Annotated in this window: 13 protein-coding genes; 8 read left to right on the top strand and 5 right to left on the bottom strand. The window is 68.4% G+C overall.

The features are described from left to right. Nucleotide 1: 1 nt before the first annotated feature. Nucleotides 2-934: a carbohydrate ABC transporter permease gene (locus tag ABJK40_RS01120; RefSeq protein ID WP_348478731.1), complete on the bottom strand. Its 933-nt coding sequence runs from the start codon at nt 932-934 to the stop codon at nt 2-4. Next, a complete protein-coding gene (locus ABJK40_RS01115; RefSeq protein WP_348478732.1) occupies nt 921-1,874 on the bottom strand; it encodes a sugar ABC transporter permease in 954 nt (317 codons plus the stop codon). Before ABJK40_RS01115 ends, ABJK40_RS01120 begins: the two co-directional genes overlap by 14 nt. A gap of 182 nt (nt 1,875-2,056) precedes the next feature. On the opposite strand from ABJK40_RS01115, the gene ABJK40_RS01110 reads away from it, so the two are divergent. Continuing rightward, nucleotides 2,057-2,632 carry a hypothetical protein gene (locus ABJK40_RS01110; protein ID WP_348478733.1) on the top strand — a complete coding sequence of 192 codons (576 nt, stop codon included), beginning with the start codon at nt 2,057-2,059 and terminating at the stop codon, nt 2,630-2,632. A gap of 48 nt (nt 2,633-2,680) precedes the next feature. On the opposite strand, the gene ABJK40_RS01105 is transcribed toward ABJK40_RS01110, so the two are convergent. Beyond that, complete coding sequence (locus ABJK40_RS01105) at nt 2,681-4,513, bottom strand: hypothetical protein (protein ID WP_348478734.1); 1,833 nt, start codon at nt 4,511-4,513, stop codon at nt 2,681-2,683. Between the two features lie 146 nt (nt 4,514-4,659). Between ABJK40_RS01105 and ABJK40_RS01100 the strand changes: the two genes are divergently transcribed. From ABJK40_RS01100 to ABJK40_RS01070, 7 genes are all read left to right on the top strand, one after another. After that, on the top strand, nt 4,660-6,201 hold the full coding sequence (locus ABJK40_RS01100) for a hypothetical protein (protein WP_348478736.1): 1,542 nt from the start codon (nt 4,660-4,662) through the stop codon (nt 6,199-6,201). A gap of 189 nt (nt 6,202-6,390) precedes the next feature. Further along, complete coding sequence (locus tag ABJK40_RS01095; RefSeq protein WP_348478737.1) at nt 6,391-9,015, top strand: ATP-dependent Clp protease ATP-binding subunit; 2,625 nt, start codon at nt 6,391-6,393, stop codon at nt 9,013-9,015. A 351-nt stretch (nt 9,016-9,366) separates the two neighbouring features. Next, entirely contained in the window at nt 9,367-10,161 is a 795-nt protein-coding gene (locus tag ABJK40_RS01090; RefSeq protein WP_348478738.1) for a hypothetical protein, read from the top strand. Nucleotides 10,162-10,265: 104 nt separating this feature from the next. Continuing rightward, complete coding sequence (gene radA, locus ABJK40_RS01085; RefSeq protein WP_348478739.1) at nt 10,266-11,663, top strand: DNA repair protein RadA; 1,398 nt, start codon at nt 10,266-10,268, stop codon at nt 11,661-11,663. Between the two features lie 115 nt (nt 11,664-11,778). Beyond that, on the top strand, nt 11,779-12,345 hold the full coding sequence (locus ABJK40_RS01080) for a carboxymuconolactone decarboxylase family protein (protein ID WP_348478741.1): 567 nt from the start codon (nt 11,779-11,781) through the stop codon (nt 12,343-12,345). Between the two features lie 110 nt (nt 12,346-12,455). Continuing rightward, nucleotides 12,456-13,532, top strand: coding sequence for a DNA integrity scanning diadenylate cyclase DisA (gene disA, locus ABJK40_RS01075; protein ID WP_348478742.1), 1,077 nt, complete (start codon nt 12,456-12,458; stop codon nt 13,530-13,532). A 9-nt stretch (nt 13,533-13,541) separates the two neighbouring features. After that, a complete protein-coding gene (locus tag ABJK40_RS01070; RefSeq protein WP_348478744.1) occupies nt 13,542-14,612 on the top strand; it encodes a 2-oxoglutarate and iron-dependent oxygenase domain-containing protein in 1,071 nt (356 codons plus the stop codon). A gap of 42 nt (nt 14,613-14,654) precedes the next feature. On the opposite strand, the gene sigJ is transcribed toward ABJK40_RS01070, so the two are convergent. Beyond that, the gene (gene sigJ, locus ABJK40_RS01065; RefSeq protein WP_348478745.1) at nt 14,655-15,599 is read right to left on the bottom strand and encodes an RNA polymerase sigma factor SigJ; all 945 of its coding nucleotides are present in this window, start codon (nt 15,597-15,599) and stop codon (nt 14,655-14,657) included. Further along, nucleotides 15,596-16,825: an NAD(P)-binding protein gene (locus ABJK40_RS01060; protein WP_348478746.1), complete on the bottom strand. Its 1,230-nt coding sequence runs from the start codon at nt 16,823-16,825 to the stop codon at nt 15,596-15,598. Before ABJK40_RS01060 ends, sigJ begins: the two co-directional genes overlap by 4 nt. Between the last annotated feature and the right edge of the window lie 30 nt (nt 16,826-16,855).

Raw genomic sequence — 16,855 nt, 5'->3', positions numbered from 1 at the left:
ATCAGCCTTTCACCGCACCGGCAGTGAGGCCGCGGACGAGTTGACGTTGGAAGAGCACGAGCGCGACGAGGATCGGCAATGCGGCGATCACGGTTCCGGCCATGACCAGGTTCGGTTCGTCGAGTGCCGACCGACTCAGCAGGCGCAGCCCGCTCTGGACCGTGTGTTGATCGGCGTCGCTGATCACCAGGCGCGGCCACAGGTACTGGTTCCAGGTGCTGAGGAAGCTGAACAGTGCGAGAGCACCCAGCGTGGGGCGCACCAGCGGCATCGCGACCCGGCGGATGAATCCGAGGTGACCCAGCCCGTCGAGGCGCGACGCGTCGATCAGGTCCCGAGGTAGGTCGAGCAGCGCCTGACGCACGAGGAACGTGCCCACCGCCGTGGCGAGGAAGGGCATCGCGAGACCCTGCAGGCTGTTCAACCCGCCGAAGATGCTCGACTCGTCGCCGAGCCACTGGACCGTGTCGAGGTTGACCACGACGGTGGCTTCGAACGGCACGAGCAGGGTGGCGAGGAACAGGTAGAAGACCCCGTTGCGGGCGGGGAACCGGAGATGCGCGAACGCGTACCCCGACAGCATCGACGTGACCAGTTGGAAGAGCGTGACGACCAACGCCACGACCGCCGAGTTGGCGAGGTAGCGCCCGAGGCGACCCTCGGTCCAGGCGTTGCGCACCACGTCGAAGGTGAGTTCGCCGGGCAGCAGCCGGTTCTCGAGCACCCGGTTGCTGGGCGTGAATGCTCCGAGCACCGTGGTGTAGACGGGGAAGAGGACGAGGAGCGTGATCACCACGAGCAGCCCGTAGCGCATCGCGAGGCGGGCACCCGTCGGTTCGTCCCACGCCGTGCGGCGAACCGAGGTGATGCGTTTCGTCGACGAGACGTTCGGATCGTCGATCGCAGCCGCGGCGGTGGTGTCAGCGGTTGACATCGGCCCTCCTCCCGAACGCCCGCACCTGCACGGCGGACAGCACGAGCAGCAGGAGGAAGATCAGCACCGAGCCGGTGGCCTGGAGACCGGGGTCCGACGACACGGGTGTCTCGCCGTACACGAGGTAGGCGAGCGTGGTGGTGGATTCCTGCGGGCTGGGGCCCCCGTTGGTGAGCAGGTCGACCTCGCCGTAGGCCTGGAAGGCGCGGGTCGTGAGGACCACGACGAGGAACAGCAGGGTCGGGGCGATGATCGGCACCGTGATCCGCCAGAACCGGATCGTGCCGGTGGCCCCGTCCACGGCAGCGGCCTCGTGCAGTTCGCGAGGGATCGACTGGAGCGAGGCGGTGACGAGGATGAACGTGAAGCCGAGACCGGCCCACACGCTGGACAGCGCCACGGCACCGAGTGCGGTGCCGGGGTCCTCGAGCCAGCCGGGATTCTTGACCGCCGGGAACAGCGAGTTGAACCAGCCGACGTTGGCGAGCGACCCGATCGACGGTTGCAGCAGGAAGAACCACATCAGGCTGGCGACGGCCACCGACGTGGCGATCGTCGAGGAGAACACGGTGCGGAAGACGGCCACCCCGCGGAGGTACTTGTCGGCCAGTGCGGCCAGACCGACACCGAGACCCAGTCCGAGCGGCACGGTGATCAGGGCGAACTTGACGGTGACGAACAGCGAGTTCTGGAACTCGATCGAGCGGAACACGTCGACGTACTGGTCGAACCCGCTCGACGTACACCGGGTACCCGCCGCGTTGCAGCGTTGCTGGCCGAGCCACACGGCCCGACCGAGCGGGTACAGGATGAACAGCCCGAGGATGATCGCCGAGGGTGCGAGCATCGCCACGCCGAGACCGGTGTCCTTCCACGTCCACGAACGGCGCTTCTCCATCACCACCCCACCGGTCGTCGCGTCACCCGTCGTCGACCCCACGCACGAACCGTAGCCCGCCCCCGTTCCTCCAGGGTGAAGCCGGCACGAACTCTGGCCGACGCGCAGGTGTCGTGGATCGCCACCGTCCACCCGGCGACGAATATCCGCCACACCGGACCAGCGATCGCGCGTACCGTTGCGCCGGACGCACTCCGTGCGTCGATCGACTTCCGGGAGGATCCATGAAGCACCACATCCGCCACCTCGCCATCGCCGCGACGCTCGTCGTCGGAGGCGGGCTGATCGCCGTTCAGTCCGGGATCGGTTCGGCGGCGGTGCCGACCGACTCCGCGAGCGGATCGATCATCTCGACCGGGCCCCGCACCCTGTTCGTACCGATCAGTTCCTACCGTGCCTACGACTCGCGCACCGACGCGGCCAGCGGCAAGATCGATGCCCGCCACGCCGGTGACGTCGGCCGCAATCAACGTCCCGTCTTCGCCGCGTTCGAGAACCAGAGCGGTCCCAGCCTGTTCGAGTCGGTGCCGGGTGACGTGGTCGCCGTGGCCTACAACGTGCAGGCGGTCCAGACCGAGGGCAGCGGCTTCATGCACGTCGACGGCTTCTTCTACGCCGACGGATCCGCGTCGACCCTGGTGTGGTCGGGATCCGGTGAACAGGTGTCGAACAGCGGGGTGGCGTACCTCACCTCGGCGTTCGACGAGCCCGGAGCGCTCGGCGTGTTCGTCGGCGGTGGAGTCGGTCGCGCTCACGTGATCATCGACATCACCGGCTTCTACGTCGACGCCGCGACGTGACGGACGCGGCCAGCGCCGGGACGATCCGGACGCCGCCGAGCCGGTGGCTCACACTCGGACGATCCTGCAGTCGACGGACATCCTGACGCCGACGTCGGAGGCCAGGACCGTGACCTGCACCCCTCGACCCTCGAACAGCGACTGCGTGAGGCTGATCCGGTCGAGCTGACGTCGTCCGGTGAACGACCGGAGCCGTTCGAAGTCACAGTTCCCGCTGTCGAGGGAGTACGTCCCCGGAGCGATGTGGTCACCCACGACGTGCGTGCCACGTGCGACGTTCAGATCGACCGGAGCGAATGCCCCCGGCTCGTACGGGAGGAGTGGCGTGCAGTCGTAGCCGTCCCACCGCACGAAGCGATCCGTCGGCAGCACGTCGATGATCAACCGCGAGTTCTGGAACGAGAACGCGTCGCCCCGGGAGCCGTCGTCGGCGCTGAAGAGGTCGCCGAAGAATGCGTACTTGAACACGTCGCACCGACCGAACTGGTCGGCCTCGATGCCCGTGCCGACGTAGCGACCGGGTGGCATCTGGAACTCGCCCACCAGTTGGTGAGCGTCCTCACGGACCCCGGACGTCGAGACGTACGCAGGGAACTCGAACGGACAGTTCTCGCCGGTGTCGGCCGCGACCGGGCCGGTGAAGTACCCGGCGACGTCGACGATCATCTCGGTGAACGCCGAGGTGAACATGCAGATCTCACCGTTGCCACCGAGCTTCGCGACGACCGAGTTGGCGATCACCTCACCCGCCGCATGGTTGAGGTTGGCGGCGTTGGGCCGAGTCGAGTTGCGGGGATGCACGGTGACGAAGCCTCCGGTCTGCGCCCGCGCGACAGTGACGTTCAACACGACAGCGGTCGCATTCGCGGGAACCCCTGCCCGACCGGCGATGGGCAGCTGCAGGGTCGTGCCGGGCCGACGGGCGAGCGTCTTCTCGGCGACGTCGTCGACGGTCTCGCCGTTCGGACGCGAGTCGTACACACGTGCCGGCGCCTGCAGTGCGGCGTACGCGCCCTCGGCCAGCGTGCCGGTGGCGTCGACGAGCAGATTGGTCGTCGAGGACGTGAAGATGCACGTCCGGCCCGCAGCGTCCAGGCGGGCGACCACGGAGTTGGCCACCACCTGACCAGCGGCGTAGTTGACGTTCGAGGCGTTGGGGAGGCGCTGGTCGCACGGGTGCATCGTGATGAATCCGCCGCCGTCCGGAGCGATCGCCGCCACGTTCAGCACGGCGATCGTGGCGTCGGCGGGAATCCCCGCTCGCCCGGCGACCTGCAACGTGAACGTGTCTCCGGCGCCCAGTCGCCCGGTCTTCTCGAAGCGGGCGTCGTCGTCGAAGGCCTCGCCGATGGGGCGCGTGTCGAGCAGTCGCGCCGGGGCGGCGAGGGTTGCGAACGAGTCGCCGGGGAGCGAACCGGTCACGTCGACGACCAGTTGCGCCGTGGCCGAGGTGTGGATGCACGTCCGTCCGCTCGGATCGAGGCGGGCGAACACGGCGTTCGCGATGACCTGCCCCTGGCGGTAGTTGATGTTGGATCCGTTCGGCAACGGCTGATCGCACGGGTACACCGTGACGAAGCCGCCGTTCTGCGAGCCGAGCACGGTCACGTTGAGCACGACCGCCGTGGCGTCCGAGGCGACGCCGGCGCGTCCGGCGACCTGCAACTCGAGGCGCCGTCCGGCCGCCACCGGGCCGGTCTTCTCGACCCGACCGTCGACCGTCTCCCCCACCGGGCGCGTGTCGGCGATCCGCTGAGGTGAGGCGAGAGGCGCGAACGCTTCGCCGGCACCCGTCACGGTGGCCGGAGCAGCGCCGACACCGATCAGCACCGATGAACACACGACGACGCCCGCCGCCAGGAGACCTGAGATCCTTGCCATGCCGCGGACACTAGACCCGCACCGGTAACAGATCGACAACAACCGTCAGCAGCGTTGCGCTCGCCCGTGCGTCACCTTCGCCCGTCTCCTGGTGTCGTCCACCACCCGTTCACGCACGGTTCACGGGCGTCTGATCGAATCGTCCAATGCGCCTTCACCGTCCGTCGTCCCGCCGTCGCATCGCCGTGTACGTCGCGGCCGCAGCACTCGCCACCACAGCCGTGACCGTCGCGGTCGCCACCACCACGTCGGTGTCGGCTCAGACCACGGGGTCGGTCGCGTCGTCGGTCGTGACCGTCGACCCGACCCGCGTGCTCGACACCCGCACGGCAACGGGACTCCCCGGACCGATCGCGACGAACACGAACACCAGCCTGCGACTGACCGGAGCCGTGCCCACCCGGGTGGGCGGGACGACCGGCACCGACGTCGTCGCCCAGGTCATCCCGACCGGGGCGACCGGTGCGCTCCTCAACGTCACCGTCCTCGGTCCCTCGACCGGAGGATTCCTCTCCATCCGGCCCGGCACCGCCACCGGCGAGCCCTCGTCGAGCAACCTCAACGCGGCTGCGGGACAGGTCATCCCCAACGCCGTCACCGTGAACCTGCCGACGACCGGACCCGCGGCCGGCACCATCGACATCTGGTACGGCACCGCTGCCGGCACCGTCGCCACCACCGGACTCCTCATCGACGTCATCGGCTACACCACACCCGCCGAAGCCGCCACCGTCGGTCCCCCAGGACCGAAGGGCGACCCCGGCGACCCCGGTGACCCCGGCATCCCCGGTCCCCCCGGTCCGGCCGGAGCCGACGGCGACGACCTCTACGACCGGATCATCGTCGTGAACGGCGACCTCTCGGCCGTCGAGAACGGCACGGCACTGCGCAGCGCCGTCGCTGCCTCCACCGGGGCCACCCAGACCGATCCCCGAGCGATCTACCTCGAGCCCGGCACCTACGACATCGGGACCGGGAGTCTCACCCTCCCCGACGACGTCTCGCTGCTCGGCAGCGGCCGGAGCAACACCACGGTCACCGGCTCCGCCACGGACATGCTGTTCGTCGGAGATCGTGCCACCGTCGCCGACGTTCATCTCGTCGGCACGACGACCGACAACAACGCGGCCGTCCTGATCGTCTCGGAGGGTGTCGACGTCGAGGTCCGCTCCGTTGCGATCACCGCGGACGGGTTCGGTGGATCGACCGGAACCCATGGAGTCCGCCTCACCATGGGATCACACCGTGCTCGCATCGTCGACAGCGTCGTCGACGTCGCCGGCGACGGCGTCGTCGTGGTCGCGTCGCTCGATGTCGTCATCGAGAACAGCGACGTCATCGGCGTTGCGACGGCGATTGCCCTCGGCGGAACCGGGGTCACGACCGTCCGCATCACGGGCTCGCACCTGGAGAACATCACAGGGGGCAACTTCGATTACGGAGTGGTGCGCGTCTACAACAACACCGGCACGTTCACCGTCGACGTACGGCACTCGACGATCGTGTCCGCGCAGTCTGCATCCTTCCGGCCCACCTCGGGCGACGTGGCGGGGCCGACTGCAGACACCTTCCGGATGTACCACTCCCACGTCGACGTCGCCGACCCCTTTCCCGCCCTCGGCAACACGACCGCCCACTGCTCCCTCCTCACCTCGCCGGCCGGTTCGTCCTTCGACACCTGCATCTGACCCGATGAGGTCGGGCTCGTCCCGAATCGGTGGTCGATCGGGTTCGACGGCGAGTCGCACCCGAGTGCGTATTCCCGGGTTGTTGCCGAAAGCTGTCACGCCCATCGACCGGTGAGTGCGAGACCCCGCCGGTAGGGTTCATCACCAAGTCTTCCAACGCCCTCAGGGCAACAGGGAAAGGGCACGCCGATGTTCGAACGCTTTACCGATAGGGCCCGCAGGGTCGTGGTGCTGGCGCAGGAGGAGGCGCGCCTCCTCAACCACTCCTACATCGGAACCGAGCACATCCTGCTCGGCTTGATCCACGAGGGTGAAGGCGTCGCCGCCAAGGCCCTCGAATCGCTCGGCATCTCGCTCGAGGCGGTGCGTAGTCAGGTCGAGGAGATCATCGGCACCGGTGGCTCGTCGCCGTCGGGCCACATCCCCTTCACCCCGCGTGCCAAGAAGGTGCTCGAGCTGTCTCTGCGTGAAGCACTCCAGCTCGGCCACAACTACATCGGCACCGAGCACATCCTCCTCGGCCTCATCCGTGAGGGCGAAGGCGTTGCGGCCCAGGTGCTCGTCAAGCTCGGGGCCGACCTCAGCCGGGTCCGCCAGCAGGTCATCCAGCTCCTCTCGGGGTACCAGGGTCCCGCCGGTGCATCGGGCAGCGGTTCGGGTTCGGGCTCGTCGTCGGGTGGCGGTCGTGAAACCGCCGGCGCCGGTGTCGGTAAGGGCTCGGGCGAGGACGAGAAGGGCGGCAACTCCCAGATCCTCGACCAGTTCGGCCGCAACCTCACCGAGGCCGCCCGCCTGGGTCAGCTCGACCCGGTCATCGGTCGCTCGAAGGAACTCGAGCGCACGATGCAGATCCTCAGCCGTCGCACCAAGAACAACCCGGTGCTGATCGGTGAACCCGGCGTCGGCAAGACGGCGATCGTCGAGGGCCTCGCCCAGAAGATCGTCAACAACGACGTTCCCGACACGCTCACCGGCAAGCAGCTCTACACGCTCGACCTCGGCTCGCTCGTGGCCGGATCGCGCTACCGCGGTGACTTCGAGGAGCGCTTGAAGAAGGTCCTCAAGGAGATCAAGTCGCGTGGCGACATCCTCCTGTTCATCGACGAGATCCACACCCTCGTCGGAGCGGGTGCCGCGGAAGGCGCCATCGACGCTGCGTCGATCCTCAAGCCGATGCTCGCTCGTGGCGAGCTCCAGACCATCGGCGCCACCACGCTCGACGAGTACCGCAAGCACGTCGAGAAGGACGCCGCCCTCGAGCGCCGCTTCCAGCCCGTGAAGGTGGAGGAGCCGTCGCTCGCTCACACCATCGAGATCCTCAAGGGCATCCGCGACCAGTACGAGAAGCACCACCGCGTCACCATCACCGACCAGGCCCTCGTCGCTGCGGCCAACCTCGCCGACCGGTACATCTCCGATCGCTTCCTGCCCGACAAGGCGATCGACCTGATCGACGAAGCCGGCTCACGTCTGCGCATCAAGCGCATGGCCGTTCCGCCGGACCTCAAGGAGCTCGAGACCAAGCTCGCAGACGTCCAGGAAGCCAAGAAGACCGCGGTCGAGGACCAGCAGTTCGAGGAGGCCGGTCGCCTGCGCGACGAGGAGAAGAAGCTCCTCGAGGAGAAGGCGGTCAAGGAGACCGAGGTCAAGGACTCCGGCGTCGACCTGTTCGACGAGGTCGACGAGGAGGCCGTCGCCGACGTGCTGTCGATGTGGACGGGCATCCCCGTCTACCGCCTGACCGAGGAGGAGACCGAACGTCTGCTCCACATGGAGGACGAACTCCACAAGCGGATCATCGGTCAGGAGGACGCGATCAAGGCGGTCAGTCGATCGATCCGTCGTACCCGGTCCGGCCTCAAGGATCCGAAGCGCCCGTCGGGCTCGTTCATCTTCCTCGGCCCCACGGGTGTCGGCAAGACCGAGCTCGCCAAGACCCTCACCGAGTTCCTGTTCGGCGACGACCAGTCGATGATCACGCTCGACATGAGCGAGTACATGGAACCCCATGCCGTGTCTCGCCTCGTCGGGTCGCCTCCCGGCTACGTCGGCTACGAGGACGGCGGCCAGCTCACCGAAGCGGTGCGTCGCAAGCCGTTCTCCGTGGTCCTCTTCGACGAGATCGAGAAGGCCCACCCCGACGTGTTCAACACGTTGCTGCAGATCCTGGAGGAAGGTCGCCTGACCGACAGCCAGGGCCGCTCGGTCGACTTCCGCAACACGGTGCTGATCATGACCTCGAACCTCGGTACGCAGGATCTGCGCAAGGCCAACGTCGGCTTCACGCAGGACGACACGGCCATGAGCTACGAGCGGATGAAGGAGAAGGTCAACGACTCGTTGAAGGGTCACTTCCGACCCGAGTTCCTGAACCGCATCGACGAGACCATCGTCTTCCACGAGCTCGCCCGTCACGAAGTGCTGCAGATGGTCGACATGCAGATGGAGCGTCTGGTCAAGCAGCTCGAAGGTCAGGGTCTGGGCATCGAACTCAAGCAGGCTGCCAAGGAACTGCTCGCCGACCGGGGCTACGACCCCACGCTCGGCGGTCGCCCGCTGCGTCGTGCGATCCAGCGCCACATCGAGGACTCGCTGTCGGAGAAGATCCTGTACAAGGACTTCTCGGCCGGTGAGATCATCGTGGTCGACGTCGAGGAGGATCCCGACGAGAAGGACGGCAAGAAGTTCACGTTCACCGCGGTGGAGGGCTTCGTGCCCCCGTCCTCGGTCGAGCTCGAACTGACGGCGGTCGACCCACCGTCGGTCCCCGAGGCCGGTGGCGAACTGCCTCCACCCGAGGCCGCCGCCGACTGAACCCGACGAGGGCCCGTCGCTTCCTCCGGGACGCGGCGGGTCCTTTCGTCGTTTTCGAGCCGTACCGGTGAGTCTGCGTCGCCCCCACCCCGACACAAACTCACCACCACCCGGATCGCCCCCACACCGGTGAGACTGCGTCGGTCCGTGGGCGACACAAACTCACCACCATCCGGAACCACCCGCACCGGTGAGACTGGGTCGGTCCCACCCCGACGCAGACTCACCGGCGGGATCGACATCGGGTGCTGGATGCTCGGGCTCCGACCATTCCCGCGCCTCGTGCGTCATACTTGAGCAGTGATGACGGCGGATTCGGGACCACCACGACCCCCTCGACCCCCTCGACGGATGTCGGAGTGGCTTCGATGGATCGTTGCCTCGATCGGAGTGATCGCACTCGCCGGGTGCCAACTCGATGTCGCTGCCGATGTCGTGGTCGACGCCGACGGAACGGGCACGATCACCGTGACCGCCGAGGCCGACGCGGAACTCGTCGCCCAGGTGCCCACCATCGCCGACGACCTCGTGCTCGATGACATCGTCGCCGCCGGCTGGGTCGTCGACGGACCCACCGCAACCGACGCGGGCGGCCTTGTGCTCACGCTCACCCACGACTTCGAGAGCGACAAGGAGGCGACCAACCTCCTGCTGAGTCTGGGCCCACCGTTCAACGGCGCCGACATCCGTCGCGGCCAGACGGGCGACACGGCCAACAACACGGCGAACATCGCGCTCGGCCTGCCGAACGGCTTCGCGTCGTTCGCCGACGACGAGTTGATCAGCGCGGTCGGAAGCGTCCCGTTCGAGGACCGCTTCGCCGAGTCCGGCGTCGACCCGGCCACCGCCATGAGCGCGGTCTTCCGCCTCACCCTTCCGGGAGAAGTCGTCGACGACGACACGAACGGAGAGCTCCTCGACGACGGTCGCCTCCAGTGGACGGTCCCGTTCGACGGCTCGGTCCTCGAAGCCATCGCGCGAACCGAGCAGGCGCCGTCCGAGGGCGGTGTGTGGGCCCGTCCCGTGTCCACCCTGGCGCTCATCGCGTTCTTCGCCTGGATCTCGTTCATGACGCTGTTCATCGCGTACGTGGCCGTCGCACGGTCCCGGCGGTCACGCCGGTACCGACGACGCGCCCTGCCCTGACGAGCACCGGCGACGTCGATCTCGGATGGATGTGACCCCGTGTCGACGTCTGCGTCGCCGCCGTGCCCGACAACTCCGTGACACCCCCACGTCATACTCGGGTCATGGCTGCGAAGTCCCCCCGGATCAAGACCGTGTACGCATGCTCGGAGTGTGGCGCCCAGGCCCCGAAGTGGGCGGGACGGTGCGCCGAGTGTGGCGACTGGAACACGCTCGTGGAAGAACTGGTGGGCGGCCCCGGGGCGGCGTCCGATCTGCCGTTGGCGCCCACGAATCGATCGGGGCCCAGCCGGATCGGCGAGGTCCGCACGGACACGGCCCGACCGATCTCGACGGGCATCGACGAACTCGACGTGGTGCTCGGCGGCGGCCTCGTGTCCGGATCGGTCACGCTGCTCGGAGGCGAGCCCGGCATCGGCAAGAGCACGCTGCTGCTGCAGTTGCTCGCAGCCCGCGACGACACGACGCTCTACGTCAGCGCCGAGGAGAGCGCCACCCAGGTCCGGCTGCGTGCCGAGCGACTCGACGCCATCCGCCCCGACCTCTGGCTGCACGCCGAGACGTCGCTCCCCCACGTCATCCGGGCAATCGACGAGACCCAGGCTCGACTGGTGGTGATCGACTCGATCCAGACCATGGTCGACCCCGACCTCACGTCTGCTCCCGGGTCGGTCGGCCAGGTTCGCGGCTGCGCCCACCGACTGGTGAACGAGGCCAAGGAGCGCGACATCGCGATCGTGCTCGTCGGTCACGTCACCAAGGACGGCAACCTGGCCGGTCCGCGCGTCCTGGAACACGTGGTCGACACGGTGCTGCAGTTCGAAGGCGACCGGCACCACGCCCTTCGCCTGCTGCGCGCCGTGAAGCACCGCTTCGGACCGACGAACGAACTCGGCCTGTTCGAGATGGTCGGAGCCGGCCTCGTCGCGGTGCCCGACCCGTCCACGATGTTCCTCGCCGATCGGCGCACGGGGGTGGCCGGCTCGGCCGTCGTCCCGACCATGGAGGGTCGCCGCCCGATCGTGGTCGAGTTGCAGGCGCTCACGTCGAAGGGCCTGGAGAACGTGCCGAAGCGGCGCAGCGCGCAGGGGATCGACGGCGGACGTCTGTCGATGCTGATGGCGGTACTCGGACGGCGAGGCAGGATCGGGGTGGCCGACCAGGACGTGTACGCATCGGCGGCCGGTGGGGCCAAGCTCAACGAACCGGGCCTCGACCTGGGAATCTGCCTCGCCGTCGCGAGCTCGATGTGCGATCGGCCGCTCCCGGCCGACATGGCCGTGTTCGGCGAGGTCGGTCTGGGCGGTGAGGTGCGTCAGGTGAGCCACGCTCCTCGTCGGGTCACCGAGGCCGCACGCCTCGGCTTCCGACGGGTGATCCTCCCCGCCAAGTCGCCCGACCCCGACGAGGAAGTGGCCGACAAGGTCCGTCTGATCCGCGTCGCCACGCTCGCCGATGCGCTGCGCGAAGCCGGCGTCGGTGCGGGGAACGACAGCTTCTGATGCCCCGGCTCGACCACGCGTGAGCGGACCCGCGCTGGCCGGGCTCGACCCGGTCGACATGGCTGCTCGACGCTCGACGCTCGACGCTCGACGAAGGCTCGCTACCGTCGGGTCGATGACCGACCAGTCGAGCCGACCGACCCACCCGCGCATCGAGCCGATCACCGAGTTCGACGGCGAACTCGCCGAAATCCTCGCGACCGCTCTCACCCGCGACGGCAAGCCACTGAACATCTTCGGCACACTCGGCCACCACCCCAAGCTGCTCAAGCGGTTCAACCTGCTCGGCGGCTTCCTCCTCAACAAGGGCCTGCTGCCTGCGCGTGAGCGCGAGCTCGTGATCCTGCGAGTCGGCGCCAACGCACGGTCCCAGTACGAGTTCGGTCAGCACACCGTGATCGGATTGGACTGCGGCCTCACACAGGAGGAGATCGATGCTCTCGTGAGGGCCCCCGGCGATCACGACTGGTCGGACGGCGATCTCGCACTGATCGCCCTCGCCGACGACCTCCATGCGGACGACTGTGTCAGCGACGGCACCTGGGCGTCGCTCGACGCGCGCTGGAACGACGCCGAACTCGCAGAGCTCCTCGTCGTCGCCGGCTTCTATCGGCTGGTCTCGGGGTTCCTCAACAGCACCGGAGTCCAACTCGACGACGGCGTCCCCGGCTTCCCCCACTGATCATCCTGAGTCCCTCGCACGGCCGGACGAGTCGACGCCCGCCCTCACATTCCGTCGCGGCGATCGCGATCACCGACCCGCACCCGGAGCCCGCCAACTAGACTCGTCGCATGGGAGTGCGATACGGGAGTGCGAACGAGAAGATGCGCGATGCGCTCGCTCGGGTCGCACCGGGCACTCCGCTCCGTGACGGCATCGACCGTGTGGTCCGAGCTCAGGCGGGGGCACTCCTCGTGCTCGACGACGGGCCCGACGTCCTGTCGATCTGTTCGGGTGGGTTCCTCGTCGACGCCCCGTACAGCCCGCAGCGCCTGTCCGAGCTGGCCAAGATGGACGGCGCGATCATCATCTCCCTCGATGGCGGACGCATCGCGCGTGCGAACGTGCACCTCGTCCCCGACCCCACGGTGCCCACGAGCGAGACGGGCACCCGTCACCGCACGGCAGAGCGTGTCGCCCGGTCGCTGGGCGTGCCCGTCGTGTCGGCCAGCGAGGAGATGGGCGTCATCAACGTCTACGCCGGCGGCGGCAAGCGTCAGCTGCAGGAGGTCGGCCGGTTGCTGGAACGGGCGAACCAGGCACTCCAGACTCTCGAGCGCTACAAGATCCGACTCGACGACGCCATCGCCAACCTCACGGCGGTCGAGGTCGAAGACGTCGCCACCCTGCGCGACGTCGCCGCCGTCGTGCAGCGCGGGGAGATGGTGCACCGCATCGCCGACGAGATCGAGACGATGATCGTCGAACTCGGCGTCGACGCCCGGCTGTTGCGTCTCCAACTCGACGAGTTGTACGGCGAGATCGACGACGAACTGGAACTGGTGGTCACCGACTACGTCGCCGACGATCACACCGCTGCGCAGACGCTGGCGGAGATGTCCAGTCTCACCGACGACGAGATCCACGATCTGCGCCTCTCGGCCAACGCCCTGCACCGCATCGCCGAGTCGACCGACCTCGGCCAGTCCGTCGCTCCGCGCGGACTCCGACTCCTCAACCGGACCGGACGGCTCGACGCCGAATCGGCAGCCGCCATCGCACAACACTTCAACGGGCTCTCCAAGCTCCAGCGCGCCACGATCGACGAACTGACAGCGGTGGCGGGAATCGACGCGGCCACCGCCGCCGACGTGCGCGAAACACTCGCCCGGGTGACCGAGTCCGCCATCCTCGACCAGTACAACTGAGCCTCGGCCATGACCCCGTCAGGCTTCGACGAGATCCCGATCGTCAGCCTCGCCGGGATCGGCGGCACCTCCCGGGAGCGGCGTGCCCTCTCCGCGACCGTCGGACGTGCGTGCCACGAGGTCGGCTTCATGGTGGTGACCGACCACGGCATCCCGGACTCGGTCGTCGACGACGTGTTCGACCTGATGCGACGGTTCTTCGCTCTCGACGTGGCGGAGCGTTCGATGATCGACAAGCGCAGGTCTCCGCACTTCCGTGGATGGGAGGCCGTCGGTTCGGAGCTCACCAACAACCGAGTCGACGTGCGCGAGCAGATCGACGTCTGGTCCGAGTGGCCCGTGTCGGACGCGGCACACGGCCCCGTCCACGACCGGCTCCACGGACCCAACCAGTGGATGCCCACCGACCTGCTCGCCGGACAGCGTGAGATCACCGAGCGTTGGATGAGCGAACTCGGGGACCTCGCCGATCGCATCCTGGGGCTGCTCGCCGACCACCTCGCCCTGCGCGACGACTTCTTCGTCGATCTGTTCGGCGATCGACCGATGTCGCTGACGAAGATGATCAACTATCCGCCCACGCCCCCGGGCGGTGCCGGCGTGAACGCTCATCACGACACCGGGTTCCTCACGCTCCTGGCACCCGGGTCCGTCGCCGGTCTCGAGGTCGTGAACCCGGCCGGCGAGTGGATCGCCGTCCCGATCGTGGAGAGGTCGTTCGTCGTCAACCTCGGTGAGATGCTGCAGTCGATGACCGGCAACTACTTCGTGGCGACCAAGCACCGTGTCATCACGACCGAGCCGCGGATGTCGGCTGCGTACTTCCACGGCCCGTCGCTCGACACGTCGCTCGATCCGATCGGTCTCGACCATCGGTTCGCCGATGCCGTCGCGGCGAGCCCCCGCCACTCGTCGGCGGGGTTCATGGCCAGCGCGGCGGAGACGCGATCTGGCGTGAGCGACATGACGAGCATGCACCGTGCGGGTACCTACGGCGAACAGTTGTGGAACTACTTCGTGCGCAGCTACCCGGCGAACGTCGCGCAGCACCACCCCGACGCCGTCGCCGATCGGATCTGATTCGACCGCTCGTACGTGTCGTCCATCGGACCCGGGCCGCCCTCACGATCGACCCCACCGCTTCCACCGCTCGTGGAATCGTGCGAGCTTGTCGGGGTTGACCAGTGCCAACAGCTCGCCGACGCGACCGTCGCGCCAGCCCACGACCGTCAGGAGGAACGGTGCCTCCGAGCGGACGACGTACAACGCCACCTGACCGTTGACCCGCAGCCAGTGCAGTTCGTCGTCGGGTCGCAGGTCGCGCGCGGTCAGGTTGACCAGCAGGCGGGCAACCCGGTCGGGGCCCACCACCGGCCGACGCGCCGCGTGTCGTTCCGCGCCTCCGTCGGAGACGTGGACGACGTCGTCGGCGAGCATCCCCAGCAGCGAGGCGATGTCGCCCTCGACCACCGCCCCCAGGAACGCCGCCGTCCACTTCTCCAGCTCGGCCGGCTCGCTGCTCAGACGCGGTCGGCCGGAACGGACCCGGTCCCGGGCGCGCACGGCGATCTGTCGCGTCGCGGCCGTCGACCTGTCGACCACTGCTGCGACGTCGGCGAACGAGTACCCGAACACGTCGTGCAGGATGAACACGGCACGCTCGACGGGGCCGAGCGTCTCGAGCACCCGCAGCAGGCCGAGTTCGAGCGCCTCGGAGTCGACGGCGGCCAGCGCCGGGTCGGTCGACGATTCGGACCACTCGCTTCCTCGCCCGGCTGCCCCCTCACCCGTGATCGGACCCATCGAGACGGGCTCCGGGATCCACGGCCCCACGTACACCTCGCGGCGGCGTCGTGCCGAGGTCAGCCGGTCGATCGCCAGGCGAGTGGTGACGGTCGTGAGCCACGCGGCCGGGTTGTCGATGTCCTCGACGGCCGCTCCCTGCCACCGAAGCCAAGCCTCCTGCACGACGTCGTCGGCGTCGTCGGGCGTCCCGAGCATCCGATACGCGAGACGGGCCAAGCGGGGACGCTCGGCTTCGAAGGTCGAGATGGCGGACTGCGTCATCGCGCCACGAGACGCCGATCGAGATGGGCGACCGCAGCGAGCGCTGCGTCCTGTGCGCTCGCGAGCACCGCATCGAGCAGGTGGCCACGCGGGCCGACCCAGTCACCGACGACGAACACGCCGGGACGATCGCCGAGCACGCCGGTCGGGCGCCCGGAGAGACCTCCGGCAGCGGCAGTGGCGATCGCGGTCACCGCAGGCATCCGGTGAAGGTGGCGCTCGGTCTCGATCGCGTCGTCCACGATCCCCGCGTACGTGAGGAACGAGCGGAGCCGATCCCGGTCCGGCTCCACGGTCGACCCCAGGTACTCCGCAACGGACACCGACCATCGGTCCGTCGGCGTCATCCCCGACGGGAAGCCGTGGTTGGACAGGTACAGCGGCGGGTCGACGCCGAGCACGAAATCGTGCTGCGGGGGTCGGCTCAGGCCGACGTCGAGCACCGACACCTCGGCCGGCGGGCCGACATCGAATTCCGCACCCGTGAGCGCCGTTGCCGCCCTCGGCCCTCCGGTCGCCACGATCACGCACGGGGCGTCCGGGAGTTCCGTGATCCGTTCGCCCTCCGCGACCTCGACTCCCGGCACCGAGGCCAGTGCGGTCGTGAGCTGCTCCCATCCTCCGTCGAGGTAGAGCACGCCACCATCGAGGGCGAGTTGGACCTGCATCAGCGCGACCTGAGCCGACATGACACCAGGAGCGTTGACGTAGGTGGCGAGCCGGATCACGGCGTGCAGCATCCGGCGCACACGGGGACGATCGGTGACGCCGTCGACCCATTCGTCGACGGTGAGCGATGCGACCGCCGATGGATCCAGACGACCGATTCCGCCCAGCACCCGAGCGAGGCTCAGCTTGTCGCGCGCACCGAGCAGCGGGCTGCGCAGCAGGCTGAACGGCCCGCCGGGCATCACTCCGAACCGTTCGGCGTCCACCATCCGTGCGTCCTTCGTGGCGGGGGAACGTCCCGACGGCGAGATCCCGAGCGACCGGAGGACGCGAGCGCCGTCGCCGTCCGCGTAGAAGGCGTGCGGTCCCCGGTTGAAGCGGTACCCATGGTGATCGTCGGTGGCAGCCTGGCCGCCGAGGCCACGACGACCCTCGTGGACGGTCACGCTTCGACCCGTACGGGCGACGAGCGCCGCGGCGGCCAGACCGCCGAGGCCTCCCCCGATCACGTGGACGTCGGAGGCTCGTGGACGTGAGATGTCGGTGTGGTGGTTCACGAACAGTTCGACGACGCAGCGAGGGCGGAT

Source organism: Ilumatobacter sp. (assembly GCF_039969435.1).
GTDB lineage: Bacteria > Actinomycetota > Acidimicrobiia > Acidimicrobiales > Ilumatobacteraceae > Ilumatobacter_A.
Note: the sequence above shows the minus strand (reverse complement) of the source record. Positions and strands in the feature narration are given on the sequence as shown.

Coding starts and splice junctions, on each gene's coding strand:
- ABJK40_RS01120 (WP_348478731.1), bottom strand. CDS start 934: ATGTCAACCGCTGACACCACCGCCGCGGCTGCGATCGACGATCCGAAC.
- ABJK40_RS01110 (WP_348478733.1), top strand. CDS start 2,057: ATGAAGCACCACATCCGCCACCTCGCCATCGCCGCGACGCTCGTCGTC.
- ABJK40_RS01105 (WP_348478734.1), bottom strand. CDS start 4,513: ATGGCAAGGATCTCAGGTCTCCTGGCGGCGGGCGTCGTCGTGTGTTCA.
- ABJK40_RS01100 (WP_348478736.1), top strand. CDS start 4,660: ATGCGCCTTCACCGTCCGTCGTCCCGCCGTCGCATCGCCGTGTACGTC.
- ABJK40_RS01095 (WP_348478737.1), top strand. CDS start 6,391: ATGTTCGAACGCTTTACCGATAGGGCCCGCAGGGTCGTGGTGCTGGCG.
- ABJK40_RS01090 (WP_348478738.1), top strand. CDS start 9,367: ATGTCGGAGTGGCTTCGATGGATCGTTGCCTCGATCGGAGTGATCGCA.
- radA (WP_348478739.1), top strand. CDS start 10,266: ATGGCTGCGAAGTCCCCCCGGATCAAGACCGTGTACGCATGCTCGGAG.
- ABJK40_RS01080 (WP_348478741.1), top strand. CDS start 11,779: ATGACCGACCAGTCGAGCCGACCGACCCACCCGCGCATCGAGCCGATC.
- disA (WP_348478742.1), top strand. CDS start 12,456: ATGGGAGTGCGATACGGGAGTGCGAACGAGAAGATGCGCGATGCGCTC.
- ABJK40_RS01070 (WP_348478744.1), top strand. CDS start 13,542: ATGACCCCGTCAGGCTTCGACGAGATCCCGATCGTCAGCCTCGCCGGG.
- sigJ (WP_348478745.1), bottom strand. CDS start 15,599: ATGACGCAGTCCGCCATCTCGACCTTCGAAGCCGAGCGTCCCCGCTTG.